The organism is Planktothrix sp. FACHB-1365 (genome assembly GCF_014697575.1).
Classification (GTDB): Bacteria; Cyanobacteriota; Cyanobacteriia; order Cyanobacteriales; family Microcoleaceae; genus Planktothrix.
Genome location: NZ_JACJSC010000047.1, coordinates 1 through 13540 on the forward strand (window position 1 = coordinate 1; position 13540 = coordinate 13540).

Annotated in this window: 11 protein-coding genes and 2 pseudogenes; 7 read left to right on the top strand and 6 right to left on the bottom strand. The window is 40.3% G+C overall.

Annotation, left to right across the window (positions count from 1 at the left end; translation table 11 throughout):
• Nucleotides 1-199, bottom strand: a pseudogene (locus H6G57_RS27340) (hypothetical protein); the annotation flags it as partial.
• 226 nt (nt 200-425) lie between these two features.
• Between H6G57_RS27340 and H6G57_RS29825 the strand changes: the two are divergent.
• Nucleotides 426-644 (top strand): helix-turn-helix transcriptional regulator, encoded by a 219-nt coding sequence (locus tag H6G57_RS29825; protein ID WP_190524768.1) that lies wholly within the window; start codon nt 426-428, stop codon nt 642-644.
• 89 nt (nt 645-733) lie between these two features.
• Here H6G57_RS29825 and H6G57_RS27350 read toward each other — a convergent pair whose 3' ends face one another.
• The gene (locus tag H6G57_RS27350; RefSeq protein WP_190524770.1) at nt 734-1930 is read right to left on the bottom strand and encodes a site-specific integrase; all 1197 of its coding nucleotides are present in this window, start codon (nt 1928-1930) and stop codon (nt 734-736) included.
• Nucleotides 1931-2314: 384 nt separating this feature from the next.
• On the opposite strand from H6G57_RS27350, the gene H6G57_RS27355 reads away from it, so the two are divergent.
• Nucleotides 2315-2707: a Fur family transcriptional regulator gene (locus H6G57_RS27355; protein WP_190524772.1), complete on the top strand. Its 393-nt coding sequence runs from the start codon at nt 2315-2317 to the stop codon at nt 2705-2707.
• A 63-nt stretch (nt 2708-2770) separates the two neighbouring features.
• On the opposite strand, the gene H6G57_RS27360 is transcribed toward H6G57_RS27355, so the two are convergent.
• Nucleotides 2771-4303: a SagB/ThcOx family dehydrogenase gene (locus H6G57_RS27360; RefSeq protein ID WP_190524774.1), complete on the bottom strand. Its 1533-nt coding sequence runs from the start codon at nt 4301-4303 to the stop codon at nt 2771-2773.
• A gap of 254 nt (nt 4304-4557) precedes the next feature.
• Here H6G57_RS27360 and H6G57_RS27365 point away from each other — a divergent pair, with 254 nt between their 5' ends.
• The 3 genes from H6G57_RS27365 to H6G57_RS27375 all read left to right on the top strand — a co-directional run bounded on the left by H6G57_RS27365 (nt 4558) and on the right by H6G57_RS27375 (nt 6597).
• On the top strand, nt 4558-4947 hold the full coding sequence (locus H6G57_RS27365; RefSeq protein WP_190524776.1) for a hypothetical protein: 390 nt from the start codon (nt 4558-4560) through the stop codon (nt 4945-4947).
• 6 nt (nt 4948-4953) lie between these two features.
• Nucleotides 4954-5289, top strand: coding sequence for a hypothetical protein (locus H6G57_RS27370; protein ID WP_190524778.1), 336 nt, complete (start codon nt 4954-4956; stop codon nt 5287-5289).
• Between the two features lie 138 nt (nt 5290-5427).
• Complete coding sequence (locus tag H6G57_RS27375) at nt 5428-6597, top strand: type I restriction endonuclease (protein ID WP_190524780.1); 1170 nt, start codon at nt 5428-5430, stop codon at nt 6595-6597.
• Nucleotides 6598-6645: 48 nt separating this feature from the next.
• On the opposite strand, the gene H6G57_RS27380 is transcribed toward H6G57_RS27375, so the two are convergent.
• The 3 genes from H6G57_RS27380 to H6G57_RS27390 all read right to left on the bottom strand — a co-directional run bounded on the left by H6G57_RS27380 (nt 6646) and on the right by H6G57_RS27390 (nt 9655).
• Entirely contained in the window at nt 6646-7572 is a 927-nt protein-coding gene (locus H6G57_RS27380) for an ROK family protein (RefSeq protein ID WP_190524783.1), read from the bottom strand.
• Nucleotides 7573-7699: 127 nt separating this feature from the next.
• A complete protein-coding gene (locus H6G57_RS27385) occupies nt 7700-7987 on the bottom strand; it encodes a hypothetical protein (RefSeq protein ID WP_190524785.1) in 288 nt (95 codons plus the stop codon).
• 417 nt (nt 7988-8404) lie between these two features.
• Nucleotides 8405-9655, bottom strand: a complete 1251-nt coding sequence (locus tag H6G57_RS27390; protein ID WP_190524787.1) for an RNA-guided endonuclease TnpB family protein — start codon at nt 9653-9655, stop codon at nt 8405-8407.
• A gap of 114 nt (nt 9656-9769) precedes the next feature.
• On the opposite strand from H6G57_RS27390, the pseudogene tnpA reads away from it, so the two are divergent.
• Nucleotides 9770-9997: pseudogene (gene tnpA / locus H6G57_RS27395) on the top strand (IS200/IS605 family transposase); the annotation flags it as partial.
• 303 nt (nt 9998-10300) lie between these two features.
• Nucleotides 10301-13534: a carbamoyl-phosphate synthase large subunit gene (gene carB / locus H6G57_RS27400; RefSeq protein WP_190524796.1), complete on the top strand. Its 3234-nt coding sequence runs from the start codon at nt 10301-10303 to the stop codon at nt 13532-13534.
• Nucleotides 13535-13540: the final 6 nt, after the last annotated feature.

Here is a 13540-nt window from a genome sequence, read left to right on the forward strand (position 1 = left end):
CTTCTACGCTGTCTTCTGGGTAACTCCACTGAGGAATATCCATCTGTTCGCAATGGGTGTCAACCGCCTCTTTCCATACCATAAATTGAGCGATCGCAGCCTCCCATGTCGCTTTATAGCTAAGGTTTCCATGTTGACGTACATCATCAGAGGTTAACCCCAATTCAGCCGCTTTTGCTTTGAGTTCTGCAAGTGTCATAATTTATCCCAGTAGTATTAATTGTTTAGACAGTTAACCCGGTTAGTAGTAACAGGATTAGCTGTCTTTCTATTGCCATAATACTACTATCTACTTATTATTGCTATCTATATTAATACTAATTATTTATAACTATACTATAAAAACATAACTAATACTAATTACATATAGCTACTACATATATAGTAATACTTGCTAAGATACTGCTTAATGGTAAAGTTGAGGAATGGCAGTGAGAAACAAAATTAAAGAGTTTTGCGGTAGTAGAGCTATCACCCCGTACCGACTGTGGAAGGATGCAGGGTTAGCACCTAAAACGGCTTATGACCTGTACAACAACCCATCCCAGTTACCGTCATCCTCTGTACTAAGCAAAATCTGTGATACCTATGAAGTCCAACCTAGTGAACTATTGGAATGGGTAAAGGAGAATTCAAACAATTAACTAACCCACTCATCCCCAAACACTAAAACCCACTGACTAACAATCGGTGGGTTATTTTTTATAAGGGGGGGTTCCCTTCTGATTCACTGTTACACTGATAGAATCAACCCTAAGTTTGGGGGGATGTAATCATCGTTCGGTGATAGATAATGTCCGACTATCATCTCTGGTGAAGTACCGCAAATACGTCCTACCGTTGCCACATCTACCCCTAGTCTGATTAACCGGGTAATGTAACTGTGTCTCAGGTTATATGGGGGTAAGTAACGCTCAATCAACTCATTAGCCGCAAGTTTCAATACAATTGTTCTCCAATACCGTCTGGAAAACAATGATTGATCAATGTATCCCCCTCTAACTGATGGAAACATTAAGTTATTTTCGTTACTGATTCTAGGGAACGATTCAATCACTTTTAACAGTTCATCGTTAACGGGGAATAACCTGGTTTCCCCTGTTTTGGTACATTTTAGAATTCCGCTTGAGTATGATTTATTAATACTTACCCATACTCGCTCATCCTTATACTTGATATCGTCCCAAGTCAACGCTATTGCTTCACCCGGTCTACACCCTGTTAACGTACAAAACTGAATAAACGGGTAATAGTAACTATGAGCGTAAGGTGAATTAATATTCTGAAACTGATTAGTTTTAAATGCGTCAAGAATTGTTATTAAATCATTGTCAGTAAATGACTGTTTAGTTCTTTCGTTTTCACCCCCGTTAGAGGTAACGTCAGGTAAAAACCGCTTTAGTTTACGATACGGGTTTTTTTCTATTTTTTCCATATCAACCGCAAGGCTACAAGCTGCGTTAATATCTGCTAAAACCCTTTCAATGGTACTCACAGAATAATGATTTAATAGTTCTGCCAACAAGTCGGGAGCATTCCTAAATTCAAATAACTTAGCGTCCTTAGCTTTTTCTAAACATCTATCGGTTTGACTCCAGCAGTCTTTTTGGGTTGTTAATGCGACTGATTTTTTAGAGATATTTTTGTAACTTTCCCAGACAGTTAACAAGGTTTCTTCAGTGGGAGAGTCGGTAATAGTCTGTTTAACCCGTCTAGCGTCGTATTTAACCAGGGTTTCATCGTAATTCCCTGTCATGATATCTAAGTCAACTTGAGATGCTTTAGCCTTAGCTATTTTGAGGGAGTCTTTAGACACTCTCCCAATAGTTAAAGTTTGAGTTTTGCGGTTATACGTCCATCTCAACCGATAACTACCCTTAAACACCTCAATTGCAATTTTCCCTGTTTTCTCAATTAATCCGTTTTGCATGACTTGTTATGTGGATACAAGCCAGATACAAGATTTAGTGGAAGAAAATACAACGGTAATAGCTAAAACCCTGATTCTATCGTTTCATGGTTTCTCTAGGTTACTTTCGGGACGAGGGGGTCGCAGGTTCAAATCCTGTCATCCCGATTTGATAATAAACCTGTTAACCCCTATCCCAAAGCAAGCGTGCTACCACTGCACTATTGCCCGGTGTTGTGTACAGAGTGTACACCCTTCATTGTACGCGGGTTGTAGTGTTGTATCCTAATATAATAGCCCAGAGCAAGCTGATATTCTATCCTTGAATATTGGCTACAAATAATTGTCGGGTGGCTAGTCACTTTTTCCTATCCCCTGTTCCTTGTTCCCTGCTATTGAGTGATAATGAAACCTCGTCGCACCCGCAGTCAAGACCGAATTCTCACCGAACTCAAAACCCTAAAGCGCTCCGTTTCTGCTCAAGAGCTTTATTTAGAGTTGCGTAAAACAAACCAAACGATGGGGTTAGCAACGGTTTATCGCTCTTTGGATGCGTTAAAACGGGAAGGGTTAATTAATGTCCGCACCTTAACTACAGGAGAGGCGGTTTATAGTTGTATGCAGCAAGATGAACATCATCTCACCTGTGTTGAGTGTGGACGTTCTATCCCCCTCGATGAATGTCCGGTTCACCACTTAGAAACTCAACTTCAACAATCCCACAAGTTTAAAATTTATTACCATACCTTAGAGTTTTTCGGACTTTGCGATCGCTGCGCCCTCACTCAGCAAGTATAACAGGAGTTAGGAGATGAGGAGATAGGGGGAGTTAACAGTTAACGGTCAACACCCCTCTCGCACCTACCTGGGTCTTCCTAATGTTGTAATATAAAGCACAGCTTCATCCGTAGGAATACCGAGAACTTCATTGACTTGATTATCGAAAAATCCACCAATTCCACTGACCCCCAAACGTAAATAAATGGCAGCCAAGTTCAAACGTTGTCCGAGATGACCTGCATCTAAATGTAAATAACGATACACTCGATCTCCGTAGTTAGCGATCGCTTTTTTCAAATCCGCCGTATGAAATAAGACCACTGCTGCATCTCGTCCCAAATCTTGTTGTAAACACAAATAGTACAACTCCCGACGAAAATTTTTAAACCGAATTTGCCTTAACTCTTGGGCTTTGGGAGCATAATAATAACATCCATCCTCCAAACCATTGACTCCAGAAACAGCAATAAAGGTTTCAATTAAACTGAGATCAAAATAATCAGGAGAACCATCTAACCCTTGATGAATATAATGGTGAGGTTGATAGGTAAAATCTAAAAGGGCTAAGAGTTCATTTAACATCAATTCCGCTCCATTATAAGCCCGTGTAGATCGTCGTTTTACCATTATTCTTTCTAAACCTGATAAATTTTTTCCCCAGTCAATAGAACTTGTTACCGTTGCTACCTTTGTACAAAATGGAAAATTATATTTATCTTCTAAAATTCCATCTGTTTCAAGCAGTTTCCAACCTTGACTTCCAGAAGAATCCGTTTTTAATTTAGTCGCTTGATGCAAATAAGCTAATAGTTCTCCATCGGTAAGATTAGGGTAATCTATTTGAGTTTCCGAAGGTAAAGCTGTTCTTAAATGGGGTAAATTTTCATCAATTTCTAGGAGATTTGCTAACGCTAAAACTGTGGTTACTCCTTCCACTTCAGGATCTAAATATAACAATTGGTTCAGAATATCATCGGCAAATCCTCCAATTAAATGGGGTCGATAATCATTCATGGCTGCCATTAATTCAAGATTGCCTAATAAATGACCCGTATCTAAACAAATCCTCCGATAAGCGCGATCTTGATAACGCCAGAAAGAACGATAAAAAACTGCCGTTGTCACCAGGGCTAAATGGGTATTTTCTAATACAGGATGCCAAAAACAAGCATCCCGTAAATTGTGCCAAACTTGATCTTCCCAAAATTGAACTAAAGCATGGGTTTGAGGTTGATAATGATATAAACCCGGAGCTAAAATTGCAGTTCCCCTAGAAATTAAATAAATTTCGGCTGGATATAACCCACCCGCCGAGGGAGCAGCCCTAAGATAATGGACACCTCCCATGGTGGGGAGTTTTGCGGTTAAACCATAACTATGCAGCAACAAATGGGATAAACGTTGCCAAAGTCGGGTTTTAGGGTCACTAGAGGTGGCTTCCTCAACGCTCTTCAAGTAGAGTTTGAGGTCAAAGACTTTACCAATTTTATACTCTTTAAAGGGAATGGGCTGTTTTTCCCAGTCCAAGGTTTGGCTTTTTAAGGCGAGGGTTTCTGGGTCATATTTCGTGCGTTCATGGTAGTGTTGGGCAATGGATTTTGGAGATTCTGACATAAGATTAACCCGATGCAGAACAATAACGCTTTTTCTTAGTGTAGACTTTTCTTTTCCGTTTCTTCCTATTTCCTAAAGTGGGTTTCTACCTTTGGGAATATTCGGGTGTCTCATCCCCAATACCTGACACCCAACGCCAATTCTGATTATCGCGTTTAATTTGTAACTTTTTCATTACATTTGGATGAGTGCTAATCTGTTATTATATTAACAACAAGACTTATCGTTTAGTTAAAAGTAAAGGGTTCCTGATTGTGGATATTCTAATTGAGTCAACCCAATCTTTTGAGGAAGATATAGCTAAACTCGATGAAAAAGATAGAGTTGCAGTGATTGAGAAAATTAATCACTATGCTAGTCTGTTCCCAGATCACAAAGCTGCTGTCTATCGTCAGTTACGCCATTTGCATTTGCCATCTCTCCCAAATGGTTATGAATCTTCACTCTACGAATTAAAAGTTTCCCCACCCTGGAAACTGATTTTAGCCATTGATGAAGATCCCATTTTTGAGCAAATTATATTTACTCTATTTCGAGTATTTAAACGTAATAGTGCTGATCCGAGAAAACTCTATCAATCAATAGCAGAGTCTTTGTATCAAGAATTCAAGCATCAAGACCGAGAATTGGTTAAGCTGTCGTAGTGATTTATGGCACAAACTCTGACTCTTTGTGATGAATATGGTATTATTTATGAAGCCATGAAGATTTTACCCAACAATGAACTTAAGATCGGTTTTTTAGAAGCTCTAGCAGAACTCGAAGATCAAGAATGTCATAGAACAAGACAGTTTCCAAAAACAAGATTACATAAAGTAAAGGGTGTAAAACAGGCAATTTACCGGGCTGATATTGATAAAATATCGGGTTGGCGTATTCACCTTCAATATATTAATGGGCAAATTCATCTCAAAGATATTATTGAGGGGCAAAGACATAATGATGTGATTGAAGTGATCAAATCTAAAAAGTCACGATATGAGTAAGATTTGCTAGAATTTATCTTTAGTTGTGATGCTCTTAAGAATATCGAAAAGTTGGAGGTTGACAATATTACATAATAATAGAGGTTGCTTTAGCTCTACAATAGAGACTGAGTAGAGCCTATTGTTGGAGAAAGCAACATGGTTTTTGTTGAGGACATTGCGAACGTTGCAGAAAAAGTCCGTAAAGGTGCTGAATTGGTGAAAGGTGAGCAAGCGACTAAAATGGGCCTAATTATCCCATTTTTTAGTGCGCTTGGCTATGATGTTTTTGACCCAACAGAGGTTATCCCTGAGTTTATTGCGGATTTCGCTACTAAAAAAGCAGGACAGTTTGAAAAGGTAGACTACGCTATTGCAATCAACGGCGATACCGTTATGATTGTAGAAGCAAAAGCGCGTGATCAAAAACCAACTGCTCATGATGGTCAGTTAAAAAGATATTTTAATGGTTTGCTAAAAACAAAAGTCGCTATTGTTACGAATGGTCTTGAATATAGGTTTTTCACCGATTTGCGCCATGAGAATGTCATGGATGATGAACCTTTTTTTTGTTTCAATATCCTTAATTATGAACCCAAACAAATTGAAAATCTCAAGCTTTTTCATCGAGATAATTTTGATTCTACGCAAATAAAACGACAGGCAGAGGAGATGGTTTATCTCCAAGGAATGACTAAACTAATTGACGATCTTCTCCGATCTCCATCTGATGATTTTATTCGGTTTTTGGTTTCTCAACTTAGCACAGTTAATCCTAATTGTGCGGTAGAAGGTCGAGTTACAAGTAAAATCATTGAGAAATTCAAACTTATTGTTAAAAAGTCTATTCAGAATAGTTTAGTTGAGTTAATGACCCAATCAATTAGTAGAGAAATGGGTAAAGATATTACGGTTTCTCCTGAAATTGATGATCCTGAACCAATCGAACCAGAGTTAGAAACATCAGCCATAGAAACAACGGATGAAGAGTTACAAGCATTTGAAACAGTAAAAACTATTGCTGCTCGTTCTCAGAGTTATAAATTAGACGTTCAATATAAAGATGTTGTTTCTTATTTTGGTGTAAATGTCGGTAAAGCAAATTGGTGGTTTTTAAGATTTTATTTAACACCGAAAAAGAAAAGCTTTGTCACTCGATTACCGATTAATGAAGTCAAAGCATTAGCAGCAGGCTTTGAAGTGCAAGAAATATCAGCTTCACTAGGAGATGCAGCTTCAAGGGTGATTATTTCATCTGTTAATGATTTAGATCAGCTTTCTGATTTAATTCTTAAATGTTATGAGGCTGAATCTGCTAAACATCCTTGATATATTTTAGGAAATCCAGTCAGGAAGGGTTGCAGCACAAGGATTAATTTATGAATCAATTTGATCCTCAATCTTAACAAACTTCTGAAACGCTAATTTTGCCGCCCCTATCATTCCCGCTTGATTTCCTAATTCCGCAATTAATATTTCTAACCCCTCTCTACAAATCAATAAAACCCGTTCTTCTAATTCTGCTTTTAAAGAAGGTAAAAATAAATCAGCCCCCGCACTAATTCCCCCGCCTAAAATAATAGCCTGTGGGGTTAAGACATAAATTAAATTCGCTAATCCAATTCCTAATAATTGACCGTATCGTTGCCAATATTCTAGGGCTTTTTCATCTCCGGCTAAAGCTTTTTCCGCTAATTCTGCGGGTTCTAATCCCGTCTCTCGACGAATAGCTTGTACAGAAGTATATTGTTCTAAGGAACCTCGATTTCCACTATTACAAATCGGGCCATCAAAATTAATACTAATTAATCCTAATTCTGCCGCCGCTCCTTGATGTCCAACAAATAATTCCCCATTTAAAATAATCGCCCCGCCAACGCCTGTTCCTAATGTTAATAAAATTAAATTTTGAAACCGTCGCCCCGCCCCTAACCATGCTTCTCCTAACCCCGCACAGTTAGCATCATTGGCTAAAATCACAGGTAAACCTGTTTTTTCTTCTAACATTAAACCTAACGGAACATCCTGCCATCCCGCTAAATTAATCGCCACTTTCGCAATTTTTCCCGTCCCATCCACAGGGCCCGGTGTTCCTAAACCAATCGCCCGAATACTATTGACATTTTCTCTAATTTGTGCTATAGCCTCAACCAATGTTGCTAAAACGGCTTCTGGTGTCGCAGGTTGGGGTGTGGGAACGGTTAAGGATTCATAACAAGTCCCATCGGCGGCGAAACGTCCCAATTTAATCGCCGTCCCCCCTAAATCAATTCCAATAACTTGTACTGACTGTTCGCTATTCACTATTTGTAGTAAGCCCTTTAGGGCTTGAGCCAAAAGAACGAAAGAGTTAAGAAGTAGTTTGTAGTAAGCCCTTTAGGGCTTGAGCCAAAAGAACGAAAGAGTTAAGAAGCCCTGAAGGGCTTACTACTTAAATATCGGGTTCATCAACCATGCGGCGGTCAATACTAGAATTGAAAACAGGTTCGACCCGAATGGCTTTAATGGCACTGGGACGAACAACCATATATTCTTTTGACGTGGTATCTTCTGCCCGGTGTTTGATGGGAACATTGACAAATTCACTACTATCAAACTTGGGTCGTAAAACTTTGTTGTACCACACTTGAAACTCTTGCATTGTGGAAAACTTGATTTCTTCTCGATGACCCCCCTCAATCATGAGGTGTACGACATATTCATCAGGCGTTCTGGGCATAATGACTCGCAGCTAAAAACGGGTTGGTTAACCTAATCAGACGTTAACCGTTGATGATTAGTGTCTCATTAATTGGCGATAAAGTCTACTCCAATGATGGACACAATCTTTCTTTACAAAAATTGACAAAAAACAGGGGGGGTGCGGTTGACAAAACCGGGAATTCATGGGAAACTATCTATAATATAATGGGATGGATGCAAAAATTTTAAAAGTGCAAACATCCCATTATATTAACTATCAATATCTTAACACAGCCCCAACTTTTAAGCAACCCCAAAAATCGAAAATTTTTCTAAAAAAACAACAAAATTAAATGATTTTTAGCATAGATTCTTATAGATTACACCGATGAGGGAGTTGATATTCACCGAATCTAATCCTTGACACTCCTCGCGAATCAAGCGACGAGGATTCTTAAGTAGTCCAAATACGAACTCTTAATGGCGTAGTCAATGCGCCTCTACTGACTTCATTGAGATTTAATCCCAATGTTGCCGATACTTTACGAATAATATTGACTGCCGCATTACAATCAGCATTGATATATTGATTAAATGCAGTGCGGTATAAACCCCGTTTAACTCGTTTTCCTGACGGCTTCCAATTGTCGGGTTTTTCGCCGAATTCAGGGAGAAAATCATGATCAAGAAAACTAGCTTTTGAGGTATAAGACTCCTCGGTTTCTATAAACTCAATTCCGTAACGAGAACAAAGTTCTTGAATTCGAGATTTTAATCGTGCAGTGGGAATCTGAATAAAGTTCTGATTTCCTTTTTTCCCAAGGATAGCACCATCTTTTTGTCCTTTGTTCCAACCAAAAACAATACGACCGATGCTATTTTTGAGGCAGTGGTTGATGACCAACCTAGCAGCTTTATTGATAGCATCTCTAAATTGGCGATTCCGTTTTTCAGTTAGAGTGGATAAAGCATTACTCCAAAAACCTTGAGGTTTACCATTTTTATGATCAGCAACTTGTTTGTTATACCACTGATTCAAAGATTTCAAATGCTTACCATCAACAATAAAACTGGTTCCTACGTTGCTCACACAAGTTAACCAGTTGTCGATTCCATGATCTATTCCTAGCACCTTGTTTTTATCTAGTTCAATTTTTTCTGTTTGAACTAGGTAAACAAACTCGGCATAAAAACATTTATTCCGAGGAAGGATGCGAACTTCTTTGATTGAATCCCAGTTCAGGTTAGACGGCACGGGCAATAAAAATGAATCAATCCCAAACCATGCTTTAACCTGATTTCCTAGTGGGATTCTAACTCCCTCTGGAGTTAACTTCAACCATCGAACCGGATAGGAAACCGTAAATAGCCCTTGCTTCCTATATCTAGGAGGACGGGGCTTTTCTTCTAGCTTTCCAGTTCTCCATAACTTCAGGAGTTCTTTATAAGAACTCATGGCTTCCGCTACTGAATTGCAAGTTTGTTGAGCAGAAGAAACATACATTGCCTTAAAATGCAGGTTTGCACTTTTAGACATTTCAGAACAGACAGCCCCCCTGCTAACAAAAACTTGCTTTTTGAAAAGCATTTGCCTAGCGTAATAAAGAGCGCAATTGTAGACCTTGTTGGATTCTAAACAAAGATACTCGATAATCGCCTTGATGTCAGGACTGGTATGAATTAGAACCTGTTGGCAACCATACATCTTTTTGTCGTTTGCTGTAATATGATCAACATTAGCAGGTTTCAGGTTTCAGGTAGAAAGCAGGTTTCAGGTAGAAAGCAGATTTCATTCCCCGACACCCGACACCCGACACCTGAAACCTGTTCTGATCACGTCCATCTTTTTATTGAGTTTCCCCCAACAATCCCAATTCATTTAATTGTTAGGTTTTTAAAAGGGAGATCTTCTAATTTCCTTCGGAAAGAATTCCCTGAATTATTGAAACTACCTAGCTTATGGAGTAAAAGTTATTTTTTTAGTACCGCAGGCAATGTTAGTGCGACAACTATCCAGAAATATATTGAAGATCCGCATCACCATTAGTTGAATGCGGATAAATCCGCCGAGTTACTTTTCCGCCTCGCTCGCTTATAGACGAGGCTACCAAGTTTCCCGTCTATTTCTTGTGTGAATCGCTTTAATCTGTTTAAATCAGACTACAGCTATTTGTAGCAGCAGCCAGCGAATCGTCAACCCACCAGCATTTCAACAATTATCGATTTTCGATTTGTTGCAATAGATGGAATCTCCCTCGTTCTACGAGGGGACGGATGTCAAGAGTAAGCTATATACTCAATTACGCACAGGCAAGATGCCTGTTCCACAACTCATATACTGGAATTCATAATGCCGAAACGTACTGACATAAAGAAAATTTTGCTGTTAGGCTCTGGGCCGATTGTAATTGGACAAGCCTGTGAGTTTGACTATTCAGGAACTCAAGCCTGTAAAGCCCTGCGGGAAGAAGGGTATGAGGTGGTGTTAGTCAACTCTAACCCCGCAACAATTATGACTGACCCGGAAACAGCCGAACGCACCTATATTGAACCTCTGGTGCCTGAAGTCGTTGCCAAGGTAATTGAAAAAGAACGTCCCGATGCTTTATTGCCGACAATGGGAGGTCAAACCGCCCTGAATTTAGCCGTTGCTCTAGCAAAAAATGGCATATTAGAAAAATATGGAGTCGAACTGATTGGTGCTAAATTAGAAGCCATTGAAAAAGCCGAAGATCGGCAACTATTCAAAGAAGCAATGGAACGAATTGGCGTCGCTTGTTGCCCTTCGGGAATTGCCAATACCATGAATGAAGCGCGAGATGTAGCACATCAAATTGGTAGTTATCCTTTAATTATTCGTCCCGCCTTTACCATGGGAGGAACTGGAGGCGGGATTGCCTATAACCAAGAGGAATTTGAAGAAATTGCTCAATCCGGTTTAGATGCGTCTCCGGTGTCTCAAATTTTAATCGAACAATCCCTCATCGGTTGGAAAGAATACGAATTAGAAGTGATGCGGGATCTCGCTGATAATGTGGTGATTATTTGTTCAATTGAAAACCTCGATCCCATGGGTATCCATACGGGGGATTCAATTACCGTTGCTCCCGCCCAAACCTTAACCGATAAAGAATATCAACGACTGCGGGATGCGTCGATTAAAATTATCCGAGAAATTGGGGTAGAAACCGGAGGTTCTAATATCCAATTTGCGGTTAATCCCATGACGGGAGATGTAATTGTGATTGAGATGAATCCCCGTGTCAGTCGGTCTTCCGCCTTAGCTTCAAAAGCCACTGGGTTCCCCATCGCTAAATTTGCGGCAAAATTATCGGTGGGATATACCTTAGATGAAATTAAGAACGATATTACCAAAAAAACCCCCGCTTCCTTTGAACCCACAATTGATTATGTGGTGACAAAAATTCCCCGATTTGCCTTTGAGAAATTCCCCGGTTCAGAACCTGTTTTAACCACACAAATGAAGTCCGTTGGGGAAGCCATGGCAATTGGTGGAACCTTCTGTGAATCCTTCCAAAAAGCGTTACGATCTTTAGAAACGGGGTTAGCAGGTTGGGGTTGCGATCGCTCAGAAAAACTCTCTAGTTTAGATCATATTCGTTCCGGTTTACGCACGCCTAACCCAGAACGAATTTTAACCGTTCGTAACGCAATGATCTTAGGAATGACGGTTGAAGAAATCTATGAACTGACGGGAATTGATCCTTGGTTCTTAGATAAAATGCAGGAATTATTAGAAACGGAAAAATTCCTCAAACGCACAACCTTAAAACAGTTAAAAGCAGATCAACTGTTAGCGGTAAAACGTAAAGGATTTAGCGATCGCCAAATTGCCTTTGCCACAAAAACCACTGAAGATGAAGTCCGCACCTATCGCCAAGAATTAGGGATTAAACCTGTTTATAAAATGGTGGATACCTGTGCGGCAGAATTTGAATCCATGACCCCGTATTATTATTCAACCTATTGGGAAGAAGACGAAATTTTACCCTCAACTAAACCCAAGGTGATGATTTTAGGTGGTGGCCCCAACCGCATTGGACAGGGGATTGAGTTTGATTATTGTTGTTGTCATGCCTCCTATTCGTTACGAGCAGAAGGCTATGAAACCATCATGGTTAACTCTAACCCAGAAACCGTTTCAACGGATTATGATACCAGCGATCGCTTATATTTTGAACCCCTAACCAAAGAAGATGTTCTGAATATTATTGAAGCGGAAGAACCTGTTGGAATTATTATTCAATTTGGCGGTCAAACCCCTCTAAAATTAGCCTTACCCCTACAACGAGCGTTAGAAAAACTGCCCCTGAAAACCAAAATTTGGGGTACTTCGCCCGACTCCATTGATATTGCCGAAGACCGAGAACGGTTTGAAAAAATTCTGCGGGAATTGGATATTTTACAAGCCGAAAATGGCATGGCCCGCAGTTTTAAAGAAGCCTTAAAAGTGGCGCGTCGCATCGGCTATCCCGTAGTCGTGCGTCCGTCTTATGTCTTAGGAGGGCGGGCGATGGAAATCGTTTATTCCGATGAAGAATTAGAACGATATATGCTGTTTGCGGTGCAGGTAGAACCGGATCACCCAATTTTAGTCGATCAGTTCTTACAAAATGCCATTGAAGTGGATGTCGATGCGATCGCTGACCAAAGCGGAAATGTCGTTATTGGTGGCATTATGGAACATATCGAACAAGCCGGAATTCACTCTGGGGACTCGGCTTGTTCAATTCCATTCCAAACCTTATCAGAAACCGCCCTCGCCACCATTCGTCGCCAAACCATTGAACTCGCCAAAGCGTTAAATGTGGTGGGACTGATGAATATTCAGTTTGCCGTCCAAGGGGAAAAGGTCTATATTTTAGAAGCGAATCCCCGTGCATCTCGAACAGTTCCCTTTGTTTCCAAAGCCATTGGGGTTCCCTTAGCCAAAATTGCATCCCGGGTGATGTCCGGTAAATCCTTAACGGAATTAGGCTTAACCGAAGAAAAACTCCCCACTTACGTTTCCGTGAAAGAGGCGGTGTTACCCTTTGCTAAATTTCCGGGAACCGATGTGCTACTAGGGCCGGAAATGCGCTCTACTGGGGAAGTCATGGGTATTGATACCGACTTTGGTAAAGCCTTTGCGAAGGCAGAACTCGCCGCCGGACAAGTGCTACCTTTATCAGGAACGGTGTTTGTCTCGATGAATGATCGGGATAAACAAGCTATTGTACCTGTGGTTGAGGATTTCTTGGCGTTAGGGTTTAAAGTCAGTGCTACCATTAACACTCGCAAAGTGCTCTGGGAAAATGGCGTAAAAGTCGATATGGAATTGAAACTGCACGAAGGACGACCGAATATTCTGGATGCGATTAAAAATCAGGCGGTGCAGTTGGCAATTATTACCCCGTCTGGGGAAGAGTCCCGCAGTGATGGAATTCTGATCCGTCGTTCGGCTTTAGCGTACAAAATCCCCATCATCACAACAATTGCAGGGGCTAAAGCAACGGTGGCTGCCATTCGTTCCTTGAAGTCTACTCCCATTGAGGTGAAAGCCCTTCAAGATTATTATCTCTAATAATAT

What these genes read in the sequence shown, in the direction of transcription:
- H6G57_RS29825 (WP_190524768.1), top strand. Translation starts at nt 426, where the DNA reads ATGGCAGTGAGAAACAAAATTAAAGAGTTTTGCGGTAGTAGAGCTATC.
- H6G57_RS27350 (WP_190524770.1), bottom strand. Translation starts at nt 1,930, where the DNA reads ATGCAAAACGGATTAATTGAGAAAACAGGGAAAATTGCAATTGAGGTG.
- H6G57_RS27355 (WP_190524772.1), top strand. Translation starts at nt 2,315, where the DNA reads ATGAAACCTCGTCGCACCCGCAGTCAAGACCGAATTCTCACCGAACTC.
- H6G57_RS27360 (WP_190524774.1), bottom strand. Translation starts at nt 4,303, where the DNA reads ATGTCAGAATCTCCAAAATCCATTGCCCAACACTACCATGAACGCACG.
- H6G57_RS27370 (WP_190524778.1), top strand. Translation starts at nt 4,954, where the DNA reads ATGGCACAAACTCTGACTCTTTGTGATGAATATGGTATTATTTATGAA.
- H6G57_RS27375 (WP_190524780.1), top strand. Translation starts at nt 5,428, where the DNA reads ATGGTTTTTGTTGAGGACATTGCGAACGTTGCAGAAAAAGTCCGTAAA.
- H6G57_RS27385 (WP_190524785.1), bottom strand. Translation starts at nt 7,987, where the DNA reads ATGCCCAGAACGCCTGATGAATATGTCGTACACCTCATGATTGAGGGG.
- H6G57_RS27390 (WP_190524787.1), bottom strand. Translation starts at nt 9,655, where the DNA reads ATGTATGGTTGCCAACAGGTTCTAATTCATACCAGTCCTGACATCAAG.
- carB (WP_190524796.1), top strand. Translation starts at nt 10,301, where the DNA reads ATGCCGAAACGTACTGACATAAAGAAAATTTTGCTGTTAGGCTCTGGG.